Here is a 25,773-nt window from a genome sequence, read left to right on the forward strand (position 1 = left end):
TAGAAGGCCTCATATTCCAACTAGTGACCAATATTGTCAATAGTCACTAAGCGTAAATTCATTCTTCAGGGTACCAAACTACGCAATACCAGGTTCGAAAGTTGCGCAGGCCCCTCCTCGACAAGATCTAAGTTGTGTTGAAGAAGAAGAGGGTTCACATAGGGGTGCATGACTAAAAAAATTGAATTAACCGTCTCGTCGAGCGGGGTTTTTCGCTCGAATTCGCCGCTCTCGCGTCCTTCGCGGATGATCTCCGAAAGCATCTGCTGAATGTGCTGCGCATAGGCGCGAGCAGAGGGCCAGCCTTCGCCAGCGGAGTGTGCGGCGATGTCATACAGCTTGCGATCATTGAAGAAAAGATTTGATCCGGTTTCTACCAACGCCTTGAACATCCTCCTAAATTTCTCCGTTGGCGTGGATGCGTTCACCACGGCTTCTTCGATTGCCTCGACAATGGCGCTCAAGACTTTAGAGCAGATGGCTTCGCCAATGGTCTGTTTGGAATCGAAAAACTTATAGATATAAGCCTTGGAAAAGCCAATCGATTTGGCCAAGTCAGAGACGGTGGTTTTCTCGTAGCCGTAGTGGCTGAAGTGCTCTTCAGCAGCCGCCACGATTTGTTCGCGAACACTGTGTTCGGCAGGTCCTCGTGACGGTGGTGTGGAAGATGGTGTTTCTATCATCGGTCGTGTTGCCTCGTATTCTTTAGCTTGACAGTTTGTGACCATAATAGATTATAGTCACTTTAACAATTTTACTCTTCGGAGACGCTTATGCTCACCCGTCCACGCTCTCTCGCCTTTCTGATGAGTGCCAGTCTATTAACGGCCAGCCTGTTAACGGGATGTGCGGTCGGCCCTGACTATAGCTCACCTGAGCCCGCCTTATCGCCTCGTTTCCTTGGGCAGGAGGGTGTCGAAGAGCGTGAGGTGCAGCACAAGGCAAACCTTCAGGCCTGGTGGGCCGCTTTTGATGACCTCATGTTAGCGCGCTTCGTTACTCTTGCTCTTGAGCAGAACCTGGATATCGAACAAGCGACAGCCCGTGTCGTCCAAGCCCGCGCCTCATTGCGCAAAGCCGATGCAGTACTACTGCCATCGGCCAATGTGAGCGCCCAGGGGGCCGAAGTATACCAATCGATCGAGACCCCACTGGGTCAGGTGCTTTCTGCCACGCCCGGCTTCGACCGCAGAGGCAGCGCTTATGAGGCCAACCTTGATGTGGACTGGGAAATTGATGTGTTTGGTGGCCTGCAGCGGGGACGGGAAGCGGCACGTGCGGCGTATGTGTCCTCTGAAGCGGGTGTCGTCGCGACACGCTTGGCCGTCGCTGCTCAAACGGCGGACGTATACGTCGTGATCCGGGGTTTGCAGGCGCGTATCACGATTGCTGAACAGCAAGCTGACACTCGTCGTGAACTTCGCGACACGATTAAATTCCAGTACGAGAAGGGGGTGGCTAACGAGCTTCAGGTGAATCAGGCCGAGGGTGCGCTTGCTCAAGTCGAAGCACAGATTCCGGCTCTCGAGGCCGGCCTCGACTCGGCAATGAACGCGCTGGACGTGCTTCTCGGTGTGCCGCCTGGAACCTACCGCAGCGACGTGAGTCAGGTGGCGTCGATCCCGGTGGTTCCAGGCCTGGCAGAAACCGGCACGCCGGCCGAGATGATTCGGCGGCGTCCAGATCTTATCGTGGCAGAGCAGCGCCTCATTGCTGCTAATGCGCGCATTGGCATGGCGATTTCAGAGTACTACCCCAAGTTCTCGCTCGGGGCACTGCTAGGCAGTGCCACTACGATCTCAAGCGGCAATCTCTTCTCCAGCGATGCCCGTCAAGCCCAGGGTGTTCTCGGGCTGCGCTGGCGCCTATTCGACTTTGGACGCGTCGAGGCACAGATTGCCGCCGCGCGCGGGCAGGAAGCAGAAGCACTCGCGGCCTACCGCCTAGCCGTGTTGCGCGCAACGGAAGAGGTGGAAAACGCCTTTTCCGCGCTGGTTAAACGCGAGGCCCAGGTCGACATTCTGGCGCGGGGTGAATCCTTTCTCACTCGTGCCCGCGAAAACTCACTTGCCGCCTATGAAAGTGGTGTCGTGAGCCTGATCGAAGTGCCCAATACCGACGCCAGCTTGCTGCAGATAAGCGACACGAAGGCACAGGCACAAACCGAAGCCGCGCGTGCTGCCATTGCCTCCTTTAGAGCGTTGGGAGGCGGGTGGGATGCACCGCATGCAAGCAACGACCGCCTCTACAGCAACCTCTCCACCACCGTCGAAGGGGATACGAAATGACCACAACCGAAGTGATGAACTCCGAAGAAACGCTGGCTCGCTGGCAGGCTGAGGAAGCGGCCGTGCGAGAGCGTATCCAGGCGGTTCCCGGCGTGGCGACGCCTGCTCAGATTTCCGGGCGCAGCGGATTGCAGGTATTTGAGGCGCTTCTCGCTGGTGAGATACCGCCTCCGCCGATGGCTGACACGCTGAACTTCACTCTGATTCGCGTGGAACCGGGATTCGCGTTGTTCCAGGGGCAGCCACGTTTCAGTCATTATAATCCGATGGGGACGGTGCATGGCGGCTGGTTCGCAACCATGCTCGATACAGCCATGGGGTGCGCCGTGCATTCAATATTGCCACCGGGCAGGGCCTACACGACCCTGGAATTGAAGCTCAATCTCGTCCGGGCACTCACCGATGCGATACCGCTAGTTCGTGCTGAAGGCCAATTGGTTCACGGTGGTCGCCAAGTGGCGACTGCGGAAGGCAGGCTCTTCGGTTCGGATGGTAAGCTCTATGCCCACGCGAGTACAACGTGCCTGGTATTCGACCAGATATCGTAGAAGAGGGGCTGGCGTAGTAGGGGGAGGTTGATCTGCTAATGCGAATGGCCACTGCGGGCTCTCAACCTGAGAGCCCGCAGTGGATTTAACTAGTACTTCATCATACCGATTCATACATTGACTAGATAAGCCATATTCACGACATCTGATAGGCAGTTTCTAAGCTAAGGTAACGTTTAGACTGCCTCTTAGCGTCGAACGTTATCGCCTCCTTGCTCAGCTATCGGGTAGCGCATAGGCAATCAAATAGTCGCCACGATCAGGCGATTGACGAGCACCACCCGCTGAAATCACGATATACTGCTTGCCTGTTTCGGTAGAAACATAAGAAATGGGCGTGCCCTGCGAGCCTACAGGCAAACGGGCTTTCCAGAGTTCCTCGCCGGTGGCGCTGTCGAAGGCGCGCAACCAGTAGTCTTGAGTCGCTGCGAAGAATACTAATCCGCCCTGAGTAGCGAGTGAGCCGCCAATCGTGGGCATACCTATCGGCATGGGTAGATGTGCCTTCATGCCAAACAGCACCGTGTCCTGAACGGTTCCAAGCGGTACCTCCCAGTCAATACTGCGGGTTTGCATGTTGACGGCTGTCAGTGTGCCGAAGGGGGGTTCTTGGCAGGGGATGCCAAGCGGAGACAAGAAGCGATCCTTCAGAACGGAGTAGGGCGTGCCCTCCAACGGTACCGCTCCCATTCCTGCGTTAACTGCTTCAGAGCCATCAGATCCTTCAGCATTCTCATCTCGTGGCTCCATATGAACCCAAAGGCCAATACGCATATCGTTGACAAACATTGTCTGTGACGTTGGGTCATAGGAAACACCACCCCAGTTCAAACCACCTAGTGACCCTGGGAAGCTAAGCGAGTAATCGGTATCGGGAGCGGTGAACAAACCATCATAGCGATAACCACGGAAGATGTAGCGGCACATCAATTGATCGAAAGGGGTACCGCCCCACATATCTTTTTCAGTCAGCTCTTGGGCGCCGATCTGAGGCATTCCCACCGATACCGGCTGGTGAGTCGCATAAGGCTCATTTGGGATGGTCGCAGGCTCCACTTCACGCTCTGCTACCTCTGTGAGAGGCTCTCCGGTCAGCCGGTCGAGTACAAACAGTTGGCCGACTTTGGAGCCGAATACCATCGCCGGAACGGTATTGCCGTCCGAGTCAGGAAAATCGATCAGTGTGGGCTGCATGGGTACGTCGTAGTCCCACAGGTCGTGACGAATCGTCTGGTAGTGCCATTTCTCATCCCCTGTGGTGCCATCCAGAGCGAGCAGTGTTCCACCGTAAGTCTCATCAAGCTCGGAACGCTCTACCCCCCATAGATCTACCGCTGAGTTTCCCACCCCCATATAAATAGTGTTAGACATTGCATCATAGGTCATCGGCGCCCAGACGTTAGGCGTCGAGCGCGTGTAAATCTGTTCGCCCTCAGGCATCTGGCGGTTGTCAGGATTGCCGGGGTCAAACGCCCAGCGCATTTCGCCGGTAATCGCATCAAAGCCGCGAATAACCCCACCCGGCATATCAAGCGCTACGTTATATGCGACGCGCCCACCGACAACCACCGTACTGCCCGCCATCGCCGGGGGTGAGGTTAGTGAATAAAGGGGAGGCTCGGCATTGCCAAGACCGGCTTTCAGGTTGACTTCCCCCTGGTTGCCAAAGTCGGTGCAAAGTTCGCCCGTATCAGCATCAAGGGCAACTAAAATAGCATCAATTGTGTTCATGTAAATACGGCGCTGGCAGGCTGCACCTTCTTCAAGTGTCACTTCAGGGACTGGAGTGCTACCAGGGGTGGTGGGCTGTTCAAGCGCAGTGGTGGTATCAAAGAAAGCAAGCCCTCGGCAACGCACCCAGGTGCTGGTTTCTGGTGGAAATTCCGTTCGCCACTGTTCTTCACCCGACGCACTATCAAGCGCGATAACCGTATTGTGGGGGGTACAGAAGTAAAGCGTGTCATCTACCATGAGAGGCGTACCTTGGTCTTCTGCGCCGCCGCCACCTGGGCTCAGCGGAGTATCGCCCGTCTGAAAAGTCCAGGCGACCTCAAGTTCTTGTACGTTGTCCCGGTTGATTTGATTAAGCGCTGCAAAGCGTGTGGCGTTGGCATCTCCACCGTAGTGTTCCCAGTTTGACGGAGCCTCTTCGGCAATCGGTTCCTGGCCAGTGGGTGCTTTGGCGACCAACCGCCCGTGTGGTTGAAACATTCCCCACACCATCCCGATAATCACCAGCAAGGCTATACCTGCAACACCGAGGTTGAGTATAGCGACAGGCTTACGGCCAGCTCGCTTAAGAATCAGTGGATGCAACAGCATCAACACGAAGAAGATACAAAGGAAGGTAAATATCCGTGCGTGAAGTGCCCAGAAATCGAGGCCAGCTTCCCAAAATGCCCATATCAAAGTGGCCACAAAAGCCAAGGTATAAATTGCCGTGCCAACAGGGCTGCCACGGGCAATCTGTACGCCTGAAGCAAGCAGTGCCAGGCCCATCAATACATAGTACCAACTGCCGCCGCGTGAAATTAGCATGGCACCGCCAATCACTAGGCCGAGCCCTGCTACAGCAAAAATTACCCCAATAATGATCAGCAGTACCTTCACAGGCACTGAAACAGAGTTACTGTCAGCATGATTCATATAAAACCTCGTCATAGGTAAACAAAAAATCCCTTCGTTGGTGAAATGCAATTACCAATTCGGATAAGTTAACTCTACATTAGTTTATAGAATAGCTGCAGAACTCTGGGCCACAAGGTAGAAGAGGCTGCGCCGGTGCTTTCTATGCCCCATTTCACAGACACGGGAGCGCTTATAGTAGTGATTTAGCTTTAGCAGTGGCTTTTGGTAATTGAAACCACCATCATCATGGTATTACATCGGTCATTGGTTACTTTCATCCACTATCTGCAGCGCGGCCTCGACAGCTGTTCGATAACCCGTCGGTCCCAGGCCAGCTATCACCGCTGTCGCAATGCGCGAGACAAGCGAGCGATGATAAATCTCCTCGCGCCGGTGAATGTTGGAGATATGCAGCTCAATAATCGGTCCGGGAAACATTTTCAGTGCATCGAGAATGGGAATGGAGGTAAAGGTCAAACCGGCCGGATTAATAACAATGGCGGCAGCGGGCTCATCGATTGCCTCGTGAATCCACTCCACCAACTGCCCTTCATAAGCGGACTGGCGAAACACTACCGGCCGGGTGCCTGCGGCGTTTCGGCACATCGACTCTACCTCCGCCAGCGTCGTATGGCCGTATATCTCCGGTTCGCGCCTACCAAGCCGGTTAAGGTTTGGGCCGTTGAGTATATATAGGGAGCTAGACATTGGAATTACCTCTTATTGTTATTTAGCTGGCATAGCCGAACTGGCGCGGCAGCCAAAGGACAAGATCGGGGAAAAGTGTAATGATCGCCAACGCGACAATGAGCGAGGCAATAAAGGGAATGAGGTCAAGAAAAATACTGCGTAAAGGAGCACGGGTAATGCTCTGCATAATGAAGATCAATAACCCGTAGGGCGGCGTCACCAAGCCAATCATGATATTCACCACGGCGATGACACCGAAATGAACTAGATCCACACCCAGGGCATTCGCCGAAGGTATGAACACCGGAACAATGATCAGTATGATGGCTGTCCCTTCGAGCAGGCAGCCCAACAACAACAGCACAATATTAACCATTAAGAGGAACTGCAGTACCGTCAGTTCATAATCGGCTAGGAACACGCTTAGCACTTGTGGGATATTCTCGGACGTTACCACGTAGTTAAACACCAGTGCCCCGGCGATCAACATACCAATAGCGACGGAAGAACGAGCACTGCTGACAAGCGAGTCGTAAACCTGCCGCACACTGATGTTGCGATACAGCAAAATCGAGACTAGAAAAGCATAGGCCGCGGCAACGGCAGCTGCCTCAGTGGGTGTCATTGCTCCACTGTATATTCCCCCTAGTAAGACAACTGGCAACATCAATGCGGGTAACGCGCGAAAGGTGATGCCCGGTAACTGCCTCACCGGTGTGGGCGCCTCCACTGGAAATTGTCGATGACGCGCTATGACCATTACCACAATCATGAGCATTAACCCCATCAGCAAGCCGGGAATAATGCCAGCGAGAAACAGATAACCAATGGACGTATTGGAAACTAGTGCATAAAGCACCATCGGAATCGAAGGCGGAATGATGGGGCCGATAACCGCCGCGCTTGCTGTTAAGGCGGCAGCAAAGCTGCGGGTGTAGCGTCCGTCCTGAGTCATCATATTGGCAATGATCCGACCCGTGCCAGCTGCGTCGGCGAAGGCTGAACCGGACATACCAGAGAAGATGATCGACTGCACGATGTTTACGTAGGCGAGCCCCCCTCGAAAACGACCAACCAGGGCATTACAAAAGTGCAGTAAGCGGTTGGTCATGGCACCCATATTCATCAGCTCTGCAGCAAGAATGAACAGTGGTACCGCAAGGATCACGTAGCCGGTTAGCATGCTGTTGAGCAATCGTTCAGCCACCAGCCCCATGTCCATTCCGTTCATAAAGAGATAGACAACGGAACCCGAAATCATCGACAGGCCGATGGGTAGCCCCAACAAAGCTAAACCGATAATCACCAGAAGAGTAAGCGTGAATGGATCCATCCTTAACCTCTCTGAGTTTCGTTGTCGGCGTCGCTGGCACTCATTGGGTCATGCCCCAATGCGGCGCGAATGCCAATCCACGTGTGGCGGATAACAACGGCCAGGGCGAAAATGACGTAAATCGAATACAGCCAGTCGTAGCGGATGCGTAGATAAGACGTTCGCTGGACTTTCATAAAGGTCACATAGTCATAGACGGCGGGCAGCGAAACTACAAAAAGGGTAACGACGCTAATGGAGAAAATTACCGTCATTACACGACGGAGCGGAGAAGAAACATTGCTATAAAGGATGTCAAAGCGGATTTCGTCACGCTCGCGTAGAACAAACGCCGCTCCAAACAGTACTAGCCAAATCCACATGATTGAGCTGAGTTCCGATGCCCAGCCCGCAGGCCAGTTCAGAACGTAACGAAACAACACTGTTATCAGGAATGAAAGGAACATAACGGCAAGCATGGCTGCCGACACTGCTTCAGCAGTGCGACGCAGCCAGACTATTAGCCGGGAAACCTTTGGTCGCATTTCGCACCTCTAGGGGGAGTGAGATCGACCGCAATGCAGTCGATCCATCTGCCATCAAAGATTATTGATGCGCTCAAGCATGCCTTCCGGCCATGCATCCGAAATTGACGACTCAAGATAGAGCTGCTGAGCATACTCTCGGAAGGCGTCTACATTGGGGGTGTAAAGGTTGAGCCCTTCTTCTTTGAAGAAATCTGCTAGTTCTTGCTCGTTACGCTGATGTTCCTCGGTGCTCCAAGCGATCGCTTCATCTGCAGCAGTCTGGAATGTTTCCTGCTGCTCTGGTGTCATGTCATTCCAGACACTAGCAGAGACCATTAATAGATCGAATGCTACAAGATGCGATGTCAGGACAATTTGTTCCATGACTTCGTAGAAGCGCATATTTTGGACATTCGGTAGGGGATTGTCCTGTCCGTCAATGGCCCCGGTCTGAAGTCCGGTATAGACCTCGGCGTAGGCCATTGCTGTTGGATTGGCTCCAAGGGACTCGCCCAGAAACTGCCATGATTCGCCTGGTGGCATGCGCAACCGAATCCCGGACATGTCCTCAGGTGTGTCGATTTGTTCATCACCTACTAGACCAACATGTCGCGTGCCAAAAAAGGTTGGGCCTAGGATGTGAACACCAAGCTGATCCTCGGCCATGGCTTTCATTTCCTCGCCCGCATCGCTACTGAAAAAATCCAGCAGATGTTCAGCGTCGCGAAAAAGATAAGCGGAAGTGAGTAGCGACCAAGCCGGGATCTGATTGGCGATATCCTGAGGCGAGACATTGCTCATTTCCAAATTACCGCGTTGGAGAGCAACCAGTTCTGAGCCCTGACTGAAGAGCGTACCCCCGTAATGTATTTCTAGAGTGAAGTCGTCGGCGATGACGTCTTCGAAGCGCTGCATCATTTCGGCGCGTATGTCTTGCTCCGAGAATACAGCTGAAAAGCGCAGCGTGGGATTGTCTTGCGCAACAGCCAAGCTGGCGGTGGTCGCCGTGACCATGATGGCGCTGGCAGCAAGAATGCCGCGGCATTTGGCGTTAATGGGCATGAAATGTCTCCTTCATATTGTCGTTGTAATGTGTTCGCGGCAGGTTGCCTTTACCACGCTTCACAGTTTCGTTATTACATATTATATTTAACCGATCAACAGTTTTTATTTCTTTCTTCGTATATTATCAATAATATCATATTTAACATGGCTTGCCCTTGCCAAGCTGTCTAGCGAAGGACAGAATGCACATTTTAAGAGGAGGTGAGTCCTTGTTATCTGTGCCACAAGAAACGGCGGGCGAAAGCGCTTACCGGTCCATTCGCAGTGACATTATCGGTGGTCAATTGGCGCCGCGATCTCGGCTGCGCCCTGAGGCATTGAAGGACCGTTACTCAGCGAGTGTCAGTACGTTGCGCGAGACGCTATACCGCCTATCAGCCGAAGGCCTGGTTCATTTTGAAGGTCAGCGAGGCTTTGAAGTGGCCGCGGTCACCCAGAAGGAATTTCAGCAGCTCGCGGCCTTACGCGAATTGTTAGAAGGTTATGCGCTGCGTGAGGCGTTTCGTAAAGGTGATCTGGAATGGGAAGGGCGTGTAGTGGGCGCTTATCACAAGCTTGAGTCCATGGAGCGCTTAATGTTGAGTGGTGATACCAGTCGCAGTGCCGAATGGAAATATTATGACCGTGAATTTCACCACACGTTGGTTTCCGCCTGTGGCTCAGCAGAACTACTCCAAGCTTATGGCGCTATCTTCGATCGTTACCAGCGTTATCAGATCATTGCTGTCATCTTCCGTGGCGAGCCAGCGGCGCAGGAGCACCGCATGCTGCTTGAAGCAGCCTTGGGGCGTGATGCAAATCGCGCCAGAGGCATACTACACCAGCATATTTCGGCCTGCGTAACGCACACGTTGGCGAGTGGGCAATTGTCCTCCGGCGATGTGGAGTCTCCTTCTTCCTACTACGGGATGCGGGCCAAGCCAGAGGCACTGATATCGGTTAGCGAAACGGCCTGGCGACGTATACGCGCTGATATCATTGGGGGCAAGCTCGAACCCGGAAAGAAGTTGAAGTTGAGCAACTTGCGAGACGACTATGGAACAAGCGTGGCCACACTTCGCGAAGTGCTCAATCGTCTAGCGTCAGAAGGATTCGTTATTGCCGAAGGACAGCGCGGTTTTGAAGTGGCTACGGTATCGACTCAAAACATACGCGAGTTAGCCGAATTACGTCTTCTGGTTGAGAACCAAGCTTTGGCGGACTCCTTCGCAACAGGAGACATGGAATGGGAGGCAAGAGTAGTGGCTGCCTACCATAAACTTGCCACTATGGAAGCGAAAATGGCAAGCGGCGAACGCCAACTCGTCAACCTATGGAAGCAATATGATTGGCAGTTTCATCAAGCATTGATTTCTGCTTGCGGTTCTCAAACACTGATGCAGCTTCATAACGCCGTTTTCGACAAGTATTTACGCTATCAACTCATCGCGATGTCCTATCGAGGTCGCATCGCCGCTGACGAACACCAAGCGCTCTACCAGTTTGCTCTACAGCGAGATGTTGAAGGAGCCCAAAAAGTTCTCTTTGACCATCTATGGGGCGGAACAGAGCAAGCTCTGGCGACTGGAGCTATCGCGGCCTGAGGCTCTGGACAACGACCGCATCATACCGTTGCTTGTGTTTGCCAAGCAGTTGAGCGCCTTCCGCATAAAACACACGAGTCACAGCATTGTAGCTTGATAGCTCAACCTATCGTCCCGGTTATTAATGAAGGATGACGAGTTCTGTAGTGAAGATCATCCTATATAGCTTTGTCTGAAAACGTCTTAATATTATTTTTTGCAATAAAAGAACGTTATTTCCCTACGCTAGCGAACGGTCGTTTGATTTTATGCCAAGTTATTGTGGAGAGCTTATGCCAAGTTAGATGAAAAAAAGACTATAAGTCTCTGTTTTCTCGTTGAGCTTATGCCAAGTTGAAGTGAAAACGACAATTTTTACTATATCTTCTTCTACTGCCTCTTCTCTTACCTAGAGCTGCATTCCTCTTGCCCTATTCTGCTCGCGCATACCCCCTCCTTTCCCCTCCTTTCAGTTAATTACCTATTGCGTTAAAGGCGGAAAAGCAGCACGACGCAGTGGATAGACGACGACTTTGCTGCCGCATGAACGAAATTTGACTTGTATTTCATATTTCCTAATACAGTGCCATTTAAAGTTTAGCTCTTTGAAAAGCAGCGAATGTTTTTGTATTAGATTGGAGCGGATTAATTAATTACTTTTTTAATGTATTCTTCTTAGTCTTAAGATATATGTAATGAAGTGAATATAGCTCTAAATTATCACTTTGACCATTATAATAAATAGTCAGTATTGTTTGATTAAGATTAACTTTTTCCTATGGTTGAATTGCTAACATATATCATAGTAAATGAACTTTTTTTCCGTCTAGAATCCCCCTTTCACTTTCTCGTGGCATTGGGTTTTGTACTAAACCCCTAGAGGGCTTTACCGATGGCTAGCGCAACAGCACTTAATTCTCTACCGCAGGACCAACTCTCCTTAGCATATTCACAGGAGGCTCAGGAGCTGTGTCGTTATCGTAGCTTAACCCTTTGTTTTTTAACTTTTGATTCCCCCGTTAGCCAGTTGATGAACGCTATCGGTATAGAGTGTGAGTATCGGCTTAATAACTTAAAAGAGGTGGCAGCGCAGATGGCGTTTGATCTGCCTTTAAATAGTAGCAAGCTAATGGATATTCCCTCTAGCCACAAAAATAGCAGACACTTTTTTGTGGTGGATGAGAATAGAGGTAGGCAGCTTCTTATTGATGCTGAACAGGCGGCTAAAGCATCTTGCTTGATGTTTGGCAGGCTATTGAAAATCAATGCTGCACCTGAGTTACGCCAGCTTTTAGCCATGTTCGTAAAACAAAAAAATAGTGAGTATCGCGTGCTAAAAGAGTGTCGTGAGCAATGGAAATTAGCGTTTCATGATCTGGGTTGTGCTTCTTAAAAGTGCCATGGCTTTTTGTTTGTCTCTATTTACGTTTAGGAGAGCATGTCGATGACCATGCCAATGACGGACCGCCTCGATTTTTTGAGTAATATTGACGATGACGCAGCTTCAACGATGCAATTCCTGTGGGATTTCTATCCTGTGCCCATGATGATTGTTCGTATTGAGGCGGCAGGTAATGTCATCGTTGAGGCAGTCAATCCCGCACAGAAAGCCTTGTTGAGTAGCCATAACATAGGCGAGGGACAACACCTGAGTCGCCTGTTTCCTGCTTTTCTATGTGATGAGTTGACTGTAAATTGCGCTCGCTGCGTGGCAGAAGGCGTGCCGATCCATTACGAAACGGCGCGTGAAAATAGCGGCGCCGAACATCAGTGGAGCGGCTCTCCGGCTCTAATCAAGCCCATTCGAAGTCATGGTGGCGTTATCACCCATCTGCTCTGCATTGGCCATGGTGTTAGCAGCGATAATTGTTCGATAGCCTCTCATTCTTTTGAAGCAGAGATAGAGCGCCAGGTAATAGAGCGCACAGATGAATTGACGACCATTAATCGTCAATTGAGTTATTTAGCAACGCATGATTGGCTCACAGAAACGTATAACCGCCGCCACCTGCTTGAAATGGCGACGACTGAGTTTAAACGGGTTCAACGTTATGGTTTATCGCTCGGCCTGCTAATGCTCGATATTGATCACTTTAAATCAATCAATGATGAGGAGGGACACGAAGCGGGTGATCAGGCATTGCAAGCGGTAGCCAGCGCAATACAAACTACGGTTCGCGACTGTGATTTGATCGGTCGCTATGGCGGGGATGAATTTATCATCGTATTGCCCGAAACGGATCTCCAAGGAGCGCGTGCGATTGCTGAGCGATTAAGAAGTACGTTGCAGGGCGCTAACCTTTCTATCAGTGTTGGTATTGCGACGCTAAGGCGTAATGATAAAACGATTAACGAGCTGATCAATCGTGCGGATCATTTGCTATTGGGCGCTAAGCGCAATGGCCGCAACCGGATAGAGAGTGCTTCTCTTGCGCTAATACCTTAATGATCGGAAGTTAATGCTTCTTGGCTACTTGAAGTAGCGCTTGCGTCCAACCTGCTATCGCGGTACTAACAGTTATCTCTTGGCTTTGGATAACGCAATGAAAATGCTGCTGCGATGGCTGCTCACTCTCGTCGCGCTTTTAGCGCTGTTGCTAGCAGGGCCTGTTTGGCTCTTGGCTAGTAACCAAGTCAACACTAATGGGCACTGGTCCTCTCTAGATCGCAGTTCTGCTGGGATCGCACCGGCTCCAGCTGCGAATGCCGAAGCTGTAGTACAGGTCTATTCTGCCCGCGCGTACCATTGGCGTGGGGCATTTGGTGAACATATCTGGATCGCGACGAAAGCAGAAGGTGCCGATAGCTACCGGCTGCATCAGGTGTTGAGCTGGCGTCGTCCCACCGTGGTGTCTTCTATCGATACACCTGATCGTGCCTGGTTTGGTAACCCCCCGACGCTGCTGGCAGATTATCGCGGTGATGCCGCGGCACAGTTAATACCTCAAATAGAAACGGCTGCCGCCAACTACCCGCAAGCCGACCTCTACCGTGTGTGGCCTGGGCCTAACAGCAACAGCTTTATTGCCTGGATAATTCGTGAAGTGCCAGGATTTGAGGTAACACTGCCCGTCACCGCAATCGGTAAGGACTATATTTTCAACGGCGTCTTAGCCGCCGCACCCAGTGGCACCGGCTACCAGCTCTCGTTGGGGGGAGTGGTCGGTATAATGCTGGCGTTGGAAGAGGGTTTTGAAATTAACGTTCTCGGCTTGAGCTTTGGGATTGACTTAATGCGGCCTGCTCTGAAGCTACCCGGCATAGGTCGGCTTGGAATGCCCGCTAAGGTATTGGGAAGCTAACTGCGTCAATGATAATGGCATGTAATCTAAATTTGCAGATACTTTTATAAGGATTTAGTATTTGTAAATATAGAGCGAAGGGGGAAGTATGCAACCAGCCATCGATATGACTCAAAATAAGCGGGCGGCTGCGGCGGGTTTAAAGGCGGCGGTACGCATTCTAGATAAATGGCGAGCGTCTGGTGAGCAGGGCGAAGCCATTTTGCGTGTCTCTCACAGTACTTATGCTCGGGCGCGGCGAAGTGACTTGGCTGAGATTAAGTTAGATAGCGATCAGCTTACCCGCGTTAGCTATGTGCTCAATATTCATGCCGCCCTGCGTATGTTGTTTGATAACCCTGAAAACCTTTATGGTTTCGTGAATATGATAAATCATAATCCTTACTTTAATGGCCGCACGCCGCTGGAAATAATGGGGTCAGGTGACTTCGCCGCGCTCTATGAAACGTTTAAGCGCATCGATAGCCTGCGGGGAAGCCAGTGGTAAACGATATTGACCTGCCCCAGTTACCCCCGCGAGAAGTGACAGGCTATCGGTTGGTCAATAGTAAGTTCCCGCCTATTGACCTGTTTGATGATGTAGCTAGTGCCGATGAGTTTCTGGCGCTACATGCGCTTCAGGCATTAACGAATCCACGTCTACAAAATGAAGTGGGTAACTTAGCGCTACTACCACCGGAACAGATTCCTTTTGGAATACGTGGCTGCTCATATGCGGTTGCGCCGTTTACCCATGTAAACCCACAAGGCTCCCGCTTTAGCGGTGGTAATTTCGGTGTGCTCTACTTTGCCGATAGGCTAGAAACCGCCATTGCCGAGGTAACGTACCACCAGCAAGTGTACTGGGAGAAAGTGCCAGGATTGCACTACGAACGGTTTGTCTTTCGTGGTTTAAAGGGCATCTTTAATGAGGCGGATTTAACCGATGCGCAGGCATTACCGATTGAGCACGCCGTTTATAAGCCCGATGATTACTCGGTGTCACAGCCGTTCGGCGCCAGCATACGAAAGCGAAGTGGGGGACTCCGCTATCACTCTGTCCGCTATCCAGGCGCTCGCTGCTGGGCGCTAATGACGCCACGTAGCGTGACCGACATTATCCAGACATCGCATTTGGAGATGATCTGGAACGGTGCTATCACTCAGGTCAACCATTTGCGCTCTTACCCTCATCGCTTTGATGGCCATAGGCACGATTGAGGCATCAACGCTGTTAGAGGCTACTTCTGATGCTGTTCGGTAAAGCGTTGCATAATCGCGAGCGTTTCATCGCTAACATGATGCTCCATGCCTTCAGCATCAATGCGCGCAGTGGCGTCGTTGACCCCAAGTGCTCGCAAGAAATGTAAGACGATATCGTGCCGGGCTCGTGACGTTTCCGCCATCTTTTGACCTGCCTCGGTCAAAAATAGAGAGCGGTAGGGCTTGCTAGTGACCAATTCAAGCTCATTTAAACGCCTGATCATTTTTGAGACGGTTGCCTGACTGACCGCCATACGGTTGGCGATGTCGGCTGCGCGCGCTTCACCACGGTGTGCTAATAAATCACCAATCAGCTCAACGTAGTCTTCAATCAGCTCGGTTTCATGGGCATTACGTACCGTTGCATACTGCTGTGCGTGCTGCTCCACGGGCGGCAGGGCATCACCAGGAATGCTCGGGGCGTTTAAGGGAGCGTTCGGATTAGAATCAGTCATTGGTAAATTATATCGGAAGCAGTGGTAACAATCATTGGATAGGAGCTGGGATAGTAGCGTATTTTTGCGAAACATTGTTAGCCAAGGCTAAACTGTTTGCACAAAGCTTTTTTGTTGAGCTACAGTCTACTTATTGGCAACACAGAAGGAGAGGCAATGAACAAGCGCAATCTAGGTATGGCGTTAAGCCTACCGCTTTGGCTAATTGCTGCCATGGTCACTGCTAACGAAGAGCAGGGTGCATCATCCCCTATTGAGGTTGCCGTGACTTTTTCTGTGCTGGGTGACTTGGTAGCGCGCGTAGCGGGCGAGGACGCCAATGTATCGGTACTCACACCGATTGGCGCTGAAGTACATGAATGGGAGTTAACGCCGAGTAATTTCGCCGCGCTGGAAAACGCCGATGCCGTTTTTTATAACGGCTATCAGCTTGAGCAGTGGATGCCTCAAGTAGAGGCGACTGTCTTAGAAGGCGTTCCTCTGATGGCGGTCGCTGAAGCGTCCGGTTACCCCACCCAATCCATTGTCACCGGTGACTTGGAAGGCGATACCGACCCGCATTTATGGATGGACCCCCGCGCGGCGTCGGCCTATGTCCAGGTTATTGCCGATCAGTTGGCCAAGGTCCTGCCCGGGGAAGCCGAGGATTTCGAGGCACGAGCCCGTTCATTAACGACCGAATTAGATGCGTTACACAGCGAGCTTCAAGAGCGCTTGAGCAGCATTCCAGAAGAGCGCCGGGTGCTGCTTAGCAGCGAAGCGGCCTTTCTCTATTTCTCTGATGCCTATCAATTCGACCATGATGGCATTTGGGGCACTAATGCCGAAACCGAGGGATCGCCTCGCCAGCTCATGCGCGTGGTGGATATGATAAATGAACGCCAACCCGCCGCTTTGTTTTGGGAAAGCACTATTTCTGACCGTCACGTGACCAGTCTGGCGCGGGATACGGGAGTGAAAGTGGCGGGGCCTCTTTATGTGGACTCATTGAGCGAACCCGATGGTGAAGCGGGTGACTATTTCACCATGATGCGCCACAACGTTGAACTGTTGCGTCAAACATTGGCAACCGAGTAAATAGCGATGGCAACTACCTTTGGCGATACACCCGTTGCGATTGATATAAAAAATCTCTATGCGGCCTATCAGCGCCAGCCTGTACTTGAAAACATTAACCTGCAATTTCCGGCCGGAAAGTGGACCGCCATTGTAGGCCCTAATGGGGCAGGTAAATCGACGCTTTTTCATGTGCTCACCGGTAGCATGAAGGCGTTGCGGGGCAGTGTGCAGGCGTTTGGTGAGCCCATTATGACGCACCGTAAAGCGGGGCATATCGCTTATATGGCTCAGCGCGAAGCGATTGAGTGGGATTTTCCGGTATCGGTATGGGAAACCGTGATGGGAGGCCGCTACGGCCATATGCGCCACGATCCCTTATGGCGTCGCCTGCTGCCTGCCCGTTGGTACGATCTTCGCCATGGCGAAGCCGTGCATCGAGCGTTGGAGGCGGTGGATATGTTGGCGCTGGCTAAACGCCCGATTGGGGCGCTTTCCGGCGGCCAGAAAAAACGTGTTCTACTGGCTCGCACGCTTGCTCAACAGGCTAATATTTTGTTGCTAGATGAGCCGTTAGCGGGCGTTGACCCCCCTAGTGAGCGGTTGATTTTAGACGTGCTGGCGAGAGAGCGAGAGGCCGGGAAGACCGTCATTATGGTCACTCACGATATGCCCGGTGCTCGTCGCCACGTTGATCACGTGGTGCTGATCAACCGTTTTATTCGTGGGGTGGGCGCTCCTGATGAAATGCTCAGCGATGCCAAGTTGGCAGAGTTGGCGGTGAGTTCTACCGAGCAATCAGCGGACGACGTGTCGGCCTATAAAGCGTCATCTTTTACGGTAGCGCAGGGGTAACAACGTGGCAGAATTAATGGCAATACTTAGCCTATTCGGCGATATCTTGGTGAATTGGCTGATGGCTGCACTGATGGTGATGGTTAATCTATTGCCAGCTAGTATTTCGGATGCCTTTCAATATGCTTTCATGCAGCGTGCTTTACTGACTTCGGTGTTGGTCGGGGCTATCTGTGGCGTCTTGTCATGTTACGTAGTGCTTAAGCGTTGGTCGCTGTTAGGTGATGCGATTTCCCACGCAGTGTTGCCCGGCGTCGCGATTGCCTATCTATTAGGTTGGCCATTCTTTATCGGCGCCTTTATCACCGGCGCGCTGACATCGGTGGGCATTGGCGCGATCGAGCGTCATACGAGAATCAAATCCGATGCCGCCATGGGCTTGATGTTTACCGGTGCATTTGCACTGGGCATTGTGATTATTAGTAAAATCGCTTCAAGTACCCATCTCATGCATATCCTGTTCGGTAACGTATTGGGCGTTCAGCAGTCGGCGTTATTGCTAACACTCGTTGCCAGCCTGATTGCGCTAATCGTGGTGTGGCTCGCTTATCGGCCGCTGTTGCTTTATGCCTTCGACCCTCAGCAGGCCCAGGCGCTAGGCTTTAATACCAGTGTGATTCACTACGGTTTGATCTTGCTGTTAACCCTCACTATCGTGGCGAGTTTAGAAACGGTGGGTATTATTCTAGTAGTGGCCATGCTGATTACCCCAGGCGCTACGGCGCATCTACTGACGGACCGCTTCAAAACCATGATGCTGATTTCAGTAGGGGTGGGTGTGAGTTCTGCGGTGATAGGGCTATGGCTTTCAGTAGTGCTAGATGTAGCCTCTGGCGGCACGATTGTACTGGTGGCCACCAGCTGGTTCTTTATGGCGCTGCTCTTCTCGCCCAAGCAAGGCGTTCTGGTACGCTTTTGGCGCCATCGTCAGATCGGCTGACCCAGCGCGTTGTTGGTTACCTTCCTACCCGCCAGTGCTTTTGCATTTCTATAAAGGTGAAAGAGGCCGACCAGGTAATTAATACAAAACCGGTTAAGGACAGCGTGCCGTATAAAAAGCGAACCGGTCCGGTGGCGTAGATATCGCCATAGCCTACGGTGGTATAGGTAACCGCAGAGAAGTAGATGTGGTCCAGCACGTTAAAGCTGTCGTAACCTTTTAAGGCGCCGATACCTAATTGTTCGATAAGCCACCAGCCAGTGACACCGAACAGCCAAATTTCGACAATGTGCGTCATTATGACGCCAAACGCCATTCCCAAAATGCGGTGCCGGTGCGATTGCTTCGACTTCTCTATTTGACGTGAAATGACCCAAAGCGCTTCATAGTGCAGAAGTACTGCCGCAACGACGATAACGAACGTAGTGACAACGACCGTCATATGCTCGGGGTAGGGAATAGCCATCTTAACGCGTTGTCACTTTACCTGATCAATAGCAGTGCTTAGCATAAACGGGTGCCTATCAGTAGAAGGGTTGCGTCCGCATGCTGCCAGCCCCACCATGCGAACATCAAGCAAGTGAGCAGCAGAAGCGCTGTGATGGTTTTGATTAAAACATGGGAAATCATGGCGAGACCGTGGTGTGATGCGCGCGCGCTAGCGGCTTTTCATTAATAAACCAATGCAGGGCAGCGGCCACTACCGAGAGCACAATCGCAATTTGCCAGACCGTATTGTAATGGCCCGTCAGGTCGTACAAGTAGCCGCCTAGCCAGACGCCCATAAACGAGCCGAGTTGGTGAAACAGAAAAACGATTCCCCCGAGCATGGAGAGGTGGCGAACGCCGAATACTGAAGCCACGATGCCATTGGTGAGCGGCACGGTAGAGAGCCATAATAACCCCATCACGATACCGAATAGATACGCGCTAGCCGGGCTTAACGGCATATAAACGAATGCGGTTATGACGACGCCACGAATCAAATAGAGCCAGGTGAGCAGTTTAGGCTTGGACCAAATGCCCCCCATCCACCCCGCAGTATAAGTACCAACAATATTAAATAGACCTACTAGCGCTAAGACTGTCGTTCCAACTTGCACCGCTAGACCCTTATCGAAGAGGTAGCCGGGCAGGTGAACGGCAATGAAAACCACTTGAAAGCCACAAACAAAAAAGCCTAAGCAGAGTAACCAAAACCCTTTTTGAGCGGCGGCTTCATTGAGGGCGTCTTTTAGGCTTAAGTCGGTCGCCGACTTAGCGGAGGGCTTGTCGCGGAGCATGGCACCCAATGGAATGATGACCGTAGCGATCGCCGCCATCGCCAACAGGGCGGCCGCCCAGCCAAACCACTCTAACAGCCCCAGCGTACCGGGCAGCATGGCAAATTGGCCGAATGAGCCCGCGGCGCTAACAACACCCATCGCCATGCTGCGCTTTTCCGGCGCCACCGCGCGGCCAACGGCACCTAAAATAACGGAAAAGGTGGTGCCAGAGAGACCAAAACCGATCAACAGCCCGGCGCTTATCGTCATGCCAAGCACGGAGGTGGAGAGGCTCATAAACAGTAGGCCCAAGGCGTAGAGCAAGCCGCCAACGACGATGATCTTTGCCGCGCCAAAACGGTCAGCCAGCGCGCCGGTAAAGGGTTGTGATAACCCCCAAACCAGGTTTTGCAGCGCGAGCGCGAAGGCAAAAACGCCACGGCCCCAGCCCAGGTCACTGCTGAGCGGCTCCATAAAAAGCCCAAAGCCATGGCGTAAGCCCATCGCAGTGGAAATGACTAAGCTTCCCAGAATAATCAATAACAGTGAGTGGCGACGCATGAGGGCCATGGTGTTCTCTTTATTTGCAGGCTTACTATTGCTCACTATCGCATGGGTCGTGAATGTTTAGAAGCGGCAGTATACGAATGGAGAGCAGGTTGCCTCAGCGCGTTAACATAATTCCATCGCCGACAGGCGTGAGTCGAGGCAGAAGCAACATGCATCTAGATAATGGCGGTGCTTCTAAAAATGCATATGCTTAAGTTAGCCGTTCGATCTTAGGTTTACCTCTTGAATCTGCTAAAATCCGCCCCCTTTGCCGTTAAAGGCCTCTTAATAGCTTAGGGATCTTCATGAATGCAGTCATTCTTGCAGTGCTCGTTATGGTGGCACTGTCGCTTCTTCGCGTGTCCGTGGTTTTTGCGCTGGTGGTGGGCGCTTTGGTTGGGGGGCTGGTAGGTGGTCTTTCGCTGGATGATACGCTTAGCGCGTTTAATGAGGGCGTGGGTGGTGGTGCGCAGGTGGCGCTAGCTTATGCAACGCTAGGCGCTTTTGCGGTAGCGATCTCCCGTTCTGGGTTGCCCGATATGCTGGCTAACCGGCTAATTACCATGCTGGGGAAAGAAGCGACGGTCGCCCATCAAGCACGAGTGAAGATGCTGTTGCTGGTCGCGGTGCTAATGGTTGCCATTTCATCGCAGAACGCGATTCCGGTGCATATAGCGTTTATTCCAGTGCTCATTCCGCCGCTCTTGGCAGTGATGAATCGCCTAAAGTTAGACCGCCGGGCAGTGGCCTGTGCGTTGACGTTTGGTTTAACCGCCCCCTATATGCTGCTGCCGGTAGGTTTCGGCGCGATTTTTTTAAACGATATCTTGCTGGCGAACCTGAACAGCGCCGGAGAGCCGCTAGGGCTTGAAATCACCCGTGGCATGGTGCCCATGGCCATGGCAATACCGGTTGGTGGGATGGCTATTGGTCTGTTGGTGGCGCTACTGTTTAGCTATCGTGGCCAGCGTGATTACGCTCATAAAGCGTTAGCTGCGAATCAAGCGCAAACGCCCGCACAACCGCATACGCTAGGGCTGGTGATGTCGGGGATTGCCATTGTGGCTGCACTGGGCTTGCAGCTGTATACCGGCTCCATGATCGTGGGTGGCTTAGTGGGTATTGGTTTGCTGTCACTGGGTGGGATTTTTAAGTGGCGCGAGGCGGATGACCTGTTTACCAGCGGCATGCGCATGATGGCGCTGATTGGATTTATTATGATCTCTGCAGCGGGCTTCGCTGAAGTAATGAAAGCCACCGGGGATATTGAATCCCTTGTAGAAGGGGCTTTTGCGCTGTTTGGTGATAATCGTGGCTTAGCCGCACTGGTAATGCTGATGGTGGGCTTGTTCATTACGTTGGGGATTGGCTCTTCGTTCTCCACCATTCCTATTATCGCCGCCATTTTCGTGCCTTTGTCGGTACAGTTTGGCTTCTCGCCCATGGCGACCGTGGTACTGGTAGGCACCGCTGCGGCGCTAGGCGATGCTGGTTCGCCAGCTTCTGACTCGACCTTAGGGCCAACCTCCGGCTTAAACGTGGATGGTCAGCACGACCATATGTGGGACAGCGTGGTGCCCACGTTTTTGCATTACAATATTCCGCTGATTGCGTTTGGCTGGCTAGCAGCCATGTCACTGTAAAGTGGAGCGATAAACGCCATCATCGTGTGGTAGATAAGAGAAAGGGCAGCGAGAGGCTGCCCTTTTTCGTGAGGAGGTTGAGCAAAATCGCGATACTAGGATTTAGGCAAGTGGGCTTCAAACGCACTTAAAAGCCCCCGCAGCAGCGACAGCTCTTTACGGCTGGGTTGGGCGCGGGCGAAAAGCGCTTGAAGCTGCTCTTCGGTGCGAGCGTGGGGCTGGGTCAAAAAACCGCTCTCCTGCATCAGGCGGCCAAGGTGTGCTTGAAAGTGTAGGAACTGTTCGCGGCTAGGCGGCGTTGCCTCTAGCGGACGCTGGTAATTGAAGCCGCTTTTCTCTCCTTTACGCCAAGCGCGATGCACTTCGTAAGCGAGTATCTGCACCGCTTGGGATAAATTCAGAATGCCGTAATCGGGGTTGGCCGGAATGCTGACTTGATGCGTGCAGCAGCGTATTTCATCGTTAGTCAGCCCCGAACGTTCACGGCCAAATACCAGTGCCACCGGCGCCGTTTGGGCGTTTCGAATCACGTCCGCTGCCATGTCATCGGGCTCGTCAAAGTGGGGTAGAGGCAGGCTACGTAAACGCGCGCTGGCGCCAACCACCTGAACACAGTCGTTAACCGCTTCCTCCAGTGTTGTCACTACCCGTGCATTGTCCAACACATCCGTGGCCCCTGCGGAAAGACGAGTGGCTTCTTCATCGGGAAACATACGCGGGTTGACCAGCACCAGCTCGGTTAGGCCCATGGTTTTCATTGCCCGTGCGGCTGCGCCAATATTGCCCGGGTGAAAGGTTTGAACGAGTACGATACGAATATGCTGCAACATGCACGTGTGCCCACTAATTTAAAAACAAAGCGTGTAAAATTCGTCGCTTAAAAAAGCGCGCTGATAGTAGCACGTTAACGCTTTGTGAGGGGCGTGCTGATGGGGAGTTGGGTTTACCCATGGCAAATTTTAGGCTTTCCAGACGCAACAACCCCGCACAAGGCGGGGTTGTTGGTGACTGCCTCAAAAACTAGCAGTCTTGAGCAAAGGGCTCAGGGCGCATTACATCATGCCGCCCATGCCACCCATACCGCCCATGCCACCCATATCAGGTGCGGAATCTTTCTCTTCCGGGTCTTCAGCGATCATGCACTCAGTGGTGATCATCAGACCAGCAACCGAACCAGCGGACTGCAGGGCAGTACGGGTCACTTTAGCCGGATCTAGAACGCCCATTTCGAACAGGTCGCCAAATTCACCCGTTTGGGCGTTGTAACCGAAGTTGCCGGTTTCATCTTTAACACGGTTAATGACAACGGCGGGCTCTTCACCGGCGTTAGCAACGATTTGACGCAGCGGTGACTGCATAGCGCGAAGCGCCATGTTGATACCGTGGTTCTGGTCTTCGTTCTCACCGGTAAGGCCTTGTACTTTGGCCATAACGCGAACGAGTGCAGTACCACCACCAGGCACTACGCCTTCTTCAACGGCTGCACGAGTAGAGTGCAGGGCGTCTTCAACGCGGGCTTTTTTCTCTTTCATTTCCACTTCGGTGGCAGCACCGACGCGGATAACGGCAACACCGCCTGCCAGTTTGGCTACGCGCTCTTGCAGCTTCTCTTTGTCGTAGTCAGAAGAGGTGTCTTCGATTTGCGCGCGGATCTGGTTAACGCGTGCTTCGATATCGCCTTCTGCGCCAGCGCCATCAATGATAGTGGTGTTTTCTTTAGACATGGTCATGCGCTTAGCAGTACCCAGGTGATCCAGGTTCGCTTGCTCAAGCGTCAGGCCAACTTCTTCAGAAATAACCGTACCGTTAGTCAGGATAGCGATATCCTGCAGCATGGACTTACGACGGTCGCCGAAGCCAGGTGCTTTAGCAGCAGCGACTTTAACGATGCCGCGCATGTTGTTGACTACCAACGTTGCAAGCGCTTCGCCTTCGATGTCTTCAGCAATGATGGCCAGCGGCTTGCCTTGCTTGGCAACAGCTTCCAGTACCGGCAGCAACTCACGGATGTTGGAGATCTTTTTATCCACTAGCAGGATGTAAGGATCTTCCAGTTCAACCGTCATGGTGTCCTGGTTAGTCACGAAGTAAGGAGACAGGTAGCCGCGGTCGAACTGCATGCCTTCGACCACTTCCAGCTCGTCTTCAAAGCCACGGCCTTCATCAACGGTGATGACGCCTTCTTTACCGACTTTTTCCATCGCTTCAGCGATGATCTCACCAATGCGTTTGTCGCCGTTGGCAGAGATTGTGCCTACCTGAGCGATAGACTTCGTATCGGTGCAGGGTACAGACATTGCCTGGATCTCTTTCACTGCCGCAGCGACCGCTTGGTCGATACCGCGCTTCAGATCCATCGGGTTCATGCCTGCGGTCACGCCTTTCAGGCCTTCAGCAATAATAGCTTGCGCCAGAACGGTAGCCGTGGTGGTGCCGTCACCAGCAGCGTCAGAAGTCTGTGAAGCCACTTCTTTCACCATCTGGGCGCCCATGTTTTCGAACTTGTCTTTTAGTTCGATCTCTTTGGCGACAGACACGCCGTCTTTAGTGACGGTGGGTGAGCCAAAAGACTTTTCCAGTACCACATTACGGCCTTTCGGGCCGAGGGTTACTTTTACCGCATTGGCTAGAACGTCAACACCGCGCGCCATGCGTTTGCGTGCATCATCTGAAAATTTAACTTGTTTAGCTGACATATCTGCTGCTTCCTAAATTGAATGCAAAAACGTGAAAGTCAATACTCGAGGCGCTCACCTTAATAGCGTGAGCTGCGAAGAAAGTTAGCCTTCAACAACTGCGAGAATATCGGCTTCGCTCATGATCAAGACTTCTTCGCCGTCGATTTTTTGTTTCTCGACGCCATAGCCATCTTTAAAGATCACGTTATCGCCAACTTTAACGTCCAGGGGGCGTACATCGCCGTTTTCCAGAATGCGTCCATTACCAACAGCAAGCACTTCACCGCGTGTCGGTTTTTCTGCTGCATTGCCCGGAAGCACGATGCCGCCTGCAGTTTTCTGCTCTTCTTCAACGCGACGGACGATGACACGATCGTGCAAAGGACGGATATTCATTCACGTTCTCCTAAGTAAGGTTGAAGCCCAAGTAGGGCGGTTAGCTTAAATATATTCTCGAGAGACTAACCCACGAGAAGCGAAGACCTCACAGTCTTCCTTGTTAATGGCAGCTACCGTCTAGATCGCTACCGAATTTGTATGCTGGATGAAAAATGGGGGCTGAGGTTAGCCTTTCAAGGGGGTGGTGCATAAAAAATTGCTTTTTAAGTGATATTCTTTCATGGCAACGCTTTAGCGCCGCCGCTGCGGTTCATCGTGGCTAATAAAATCACCCTCGATAGGCCCTTCTTTCTGGGAATGCTGCTGGCGGTCGTCGTTAGCTCTGGACGCAGAGGTGTAAGGTGCTTGCTGCTGAGCGGCAACTTTTTTCAATCCAAGCCATGTAAGGGCTTTGAACATCCATTGACGTGCGCTGGGTAGCAGGCAGGCAAGGCCCAGTGCGTCGGATAAGAAGCCAGGTGCCATGAGTAGCGCACCACCAAAAATAAGCGCAGCTCCGGTGAGCAGTTCACTCGAAGGGATCTCGCCAGCCTGCATGCGTTGGCGCGCACGCGCAAAGGTCGATACGCCTTCTTTACGAATAAGATGCAGCCCCGCAAAACCGGTACCCAGCACTAAAAGGAGCGTCGTAAGTAGCCCTATCTGACTACCGATCGAAAAAAGCACTACAAAATCAAGTAGCGTAAACAGGGAGATAAACAGCAGTATGGGCATGACTAGCTCCAAATAAAAGCGACTTTATAACAGCCGTAGTTGCTTAATATGGTGA

25 protein-coding genes are annotated in these 25,773 nt (G+C 52.2%); 12 read left to right on the plus strand and 13 right to left on the minus strand.

Annotated features, from left to right (window positions below):
* Positions 1-65: 65 nt before the first annotated feature.
* A complete protein-coding gene (locus tag ACUN8H_RS13145; protein ID WP_445532529.1) occupies positions 66-683 on the minus strand; it encodes a TetR/AcrR family transcriptional regulator in 618 nt (205 codons plus the stop codon).
* A gap of 90 nt (positions 684-773) precedes the next feature.
* Here ACUN8H_RS13145 and ACUN8H_RS13150 point away from each other — a divergent pair, with 90 nt between their 5' ends.
* The gene (locus ACUN8H_RS13150) at positions 774-2,288 is read left to right on the plus strand and encodes an efflux transporter outer membrane subunit (RefSeq protein WP_445532530.1); all 1,515 of its coding nucleotides are present in this window, start codon (positions 774-776) and stop codon (positions 2,286-2,288) included.
* 14 nt (positions 2,289-2,302) lie between these two features.
* The gene (locus ACUN8H_RS13155; protein ID WP_445532531.1) at positions 2,303-2,836 is read left to right on the plus strand and encodes a PaaI family thioesterase; all 534 of its coding nucleotides are present in this window, start codon (positions 2,303-2,305) and stop codon (positions 2,834-2,836) included.
* 216 nt (positions 2,837-3,052) lie between these two features.
* Here the strand turns inward: ACUN8H_RS13155 and ACUN8H_RS13160 are convergent, their stop codons facing one another.
* The 5 genes from ACUN8H_RS13160 to dctP form a co-directional block, all read right to left on the minus strand.
* Positions 3,053-5,482, minus strand: a complete 2,430-nt coding sequence (locus ACUN8H_RS13160) for a membrane-bound PQQ-dependent dehydrogenase, glucose/quinate/shikimate family (protein WP_445532532.1) — start codon at positions 5,480-5,482, stop codon at positions 3,053-3,055.
* A gap of 243 nt (positions 5,483-5,725) precedes the next feature.
* Positions 5,726-6,172: a type II 3-dehydroquinate dehydratase gene (locus tag ACUN8H_RS13165; protein ID WP_445532533.1), complete on the minus strand. Its 447-nt coding sequence runs from the start codon at positions 6,170-6,172 to the stop codon at positions 5,726-5,728.
* 22 nt (positions 6,173-6,194) lie between these two features.
* Positions 6,195-7,487: a TRAP transporter large permease gene (locus ACUN8H_RS13170; RefSeq protein WP_445532534.1), complete on the minus strand. Its 1,293-nt coding sequence runs from the start codon at positions 7,485-7,487 to the stop codon at positions 6,195-6,197.
* A 2-nt stretch (positions 7,488-7,489) separates the two neighbouring features.
* The gene (locus ACUN8H_RS13175; protein WP_445532535.1) at positions 7,490-8,011 is read right to left on the minus strand and encodes a TRAP transporter small permease; all 522 of its coding nucleotides are present in this window, start codon (positions 8,009-8,011) and stop codon (positions 7,490-7,492) included.
* 54 nt (positions 8,012-8,065) lie between these two features.
* Positions 8,066-9,055, minus strand: a complete 990-nt coding sequence (gene dctP, locus ACUN8H_RS13180; protein WP_445532536.1) for a TRAP transporter substrate-binding protein DctP — start codon at positions 9,053-9,055, stop codon at positions 8,066-8,068.
* A 221-nt stretch (positions 9,056-9,276) separates the two neighbouring features.
* On the opposite strand from dctP, the gene ACUN8H_RS13185 reads away from it, so the two are divergent.
* From ACUN8H_RS13185 to ACUN8H_RS13210, 6 genes are all read left to right on the plus strand, one after another.
* Entirely contained in the window at positions 9,277-10,641 is a 1,365-nt protein-coding gene (locus ACUN8H_RS13185; RefSeq protein WP_445532622.1) for a GntR family transcriptional regulator, read from the plus strand.
* Between the two features lie 871 nt (positions 10,642-11,512).
* Positions 11,513-12,013, plus strand: a complete 501-nt coding sequence (locus ACUN8H_RS13190) for a hypothetical protein (protein WP_445532537.1) — start codon at positions 11,513-11,515, stop codon at positions 12,011-12,013.
* A gap of 45 nt (positions 12,014-12,058) precedes the next feature.
* Entirely contained in the window at positions 12,059-13,066 is a 1,008-nt protein-coding gene (locus ACUN8H_RS13195; protein WP_445532538.1) for a GGDEF domain-containing protein, read from the plus strand.
* Between the two features lie 97 nt (positions 13,067-13,163).
* Positions 13,164-13,922, plus strand: a complete 759-nt coding sequence (locus ACUN8H_RS13200; protein ID WP_445532539.1) for a DUF3750 domain-containing protein — start codon at positions 13,164-13,166, stop codon at positions 13,920-13,922.
* A gap of 88 nt (positions 13,923-14,010) precedes the next feature.
* Complete coding sequence (locus ACUN8H_RS13205) at positions 14,011-14,409, plus strand: antitoxin Xre-like helix-turn-helix domain-containing protein (RefSeq protein ID WP_445532540.1); 399 nt, start codon at positions 14,011-14,013, stop codon at positions 14,407-14,409.
* Entirely contained in the window at positions 14,403-15,122 is a 720-nt protein-coding gene (locus tag ACUN8H_RS13210; protein ID WP_445532541.1) for an RES family NAD+ phosphorylase, read from the plus strand. Before ACUN8H_RS13205 ends, ACUN8H_RS13210 begins: the two co-directional genes overlap by 7 nt.
* 20 nt (positions 15,123-15,142) lie before the next feature.
* Here ACUN8H_RS13210 and mntR read toward each other — a convergent pair whose 3' ends face one another.
* Positions 15,143-15,619, minus strand: a complete 477-nt coding sequence (gene mntR, locus ACUN8H_RS13215) for a manganese-binding transcriptional regulator MntR (RefSeq protein ID WP_445532542.1) — start codon at positions 15,617-15,619, stop codon at positions 15,143-15,145.
* A 156-nt stretch (positions 15,620-15,775) separates the two neighbouring features.
* Between mntR and ACUN8H_RS13220 the strand changes: the two genes are divergently transcribed.
* The 3 genes from ACUN8H_RS13220 to ACUN8H_RS13230 are packed head-to-tail and all read left to right on the plus strand — an operon-like array spanning position 15,776 to position 18,470.
* Entirely contained in the window at positions 15,776-16,696 is a 921-nt protein-coding gene (locus ACUN8H_RS13220) for a metal ABC transporter substrate-binding protein (RefSeq protein ID WP_445532543.1), read from the plus strand.
* 6 nt (positions 16,697-16,702) lie between these two features.
* Positions 16,703-17,530 carry a metal ABC transporter ATP-binding protein gene (locus tag ACUN8H_RS13225; protein ID WP_445532544.1) on the plus strand — a complete coding sequence of 276 codons (828 nt, stop codon included), beginning with the start codon at positions 16,703-16,705 and terminating at the stop codon, positions 17,528-17,530.
* 16 nt (positions 17,531-17,546) lie between these two features.
* Positions 17,547-18,470 (plus strand): metal ABC transporter permease, encoded by a 924-nt coding sequence (locus ACUN8H_RS13230; protein ID WP_445532623.1) that lies wholly within the window; start codon positions 17,547-17,549, stop codon positions 18,468-18,470.
* A 16-nt stretch (positions 18,471-18,486) separates the two neighbouring features.
* Here ACUN8H_RS13230 and ACUN8H_RS13235 read toward each other — a convergent pair whose 3' ends face one another.
* A complete protein-coding gene (locus ACUN8H_RS13235; RefSeq protein WP_445532545.1) occupies positions 18,487-18,936 on the minus strand; it encodes an ion channel in 450 nt (149 codons plus the stop codon).
* A gap of 160 nt (positions 18,937-19,096) precedes the next feature.
* Positions 19,097-20,305, minus strand: a complete 1,209-nt coding sequence (locus ACUN8H_RS13240; RefSeq protein ID WP_445532546.1) for an MFS transporter — start codon at positions 20,303-20,305, stop codon at positions 19,097-19,099.
* A gap of 284 nt (positions 20,306-20,589) precedes the next feature.
* Here ACUN8H_RS13240 and ACUN8H_RS13245 point away from each other — a divergent pair, with 284 nt between their 5' ends.
* On the plus strand, positions 20,590-21,927 hold the full coding sequence (locus tag ACUN8H_RS13245; RefSeq protein WP_445532547.1) for a Na+/H+ antiporter family protein: 1,338 nt from the start codon (positions 20,590-20,592) through the stop codon (positions 21,925-21,927).
* A gap of 95 nt (positions 21,928-22,022) precedes the next feature.
* Here ACUN8H_RS13245 and ACUN8H_RS13250 read toward each other — a convergent pair whose 3' ends face one another.
* The 4 genes from ACUN8H_RS13250 to ACUN8H_RS13265 all read right to left on the minus strand — a co-directional run bounded on the left by ACUN8H_RS13250 (position 22,023) and on the right by ACUN8H_RS13265 (position 25,718).
* Complete coding sequence (locus ACUN8H_RS13250) at positions 22,023-22,757, minus strand: RNA methyltransferase (protein ID WP_445532548.1); 735 nt, start codon at positions 22,755-22,757, stop codon at positions 22,023-22,025.
* Positions 22,758-22,979: 222 nt separating this feature from the next.
* Entirely contained in the window at positions 22,980-24,623 is a 1,644-nt protein-coding gene (gene groL / locus ACUN8H_RS13255) for a chaperonin GroEL (RefSeq protein WP_445532549.1), read from the minus strand.
* A gap of 84 nt (positions 24,624-24,707) precedes the next feature.
* Complete coding sequence (locus tag ACUN8H_RS13260) at positions 24,708-25,001, minus strand: co-chaperone GroES (RefSeq protein WP_290702594.1); 294 nt, start codon at positions 24,999-25,001, stop codon at positions 24,708-24,710.
* A 234-nt stretch (positions 25,002-25,235) separates the two neighbouring features.
* Entirely contained in the window at positions 25,236-25,718 is a 483-nt protein-coding gene (locus ACUN8H_RS13265; RefSeq protein WP_445532550.1) for an FxsA family protein, read from the minus strand.
* Positions 25,719-25,773 lie beyond the last annotated feature (55 nt).

It is taken from the genome of Vreelandella sp. V005 (genome assembly GCF_052645115.1).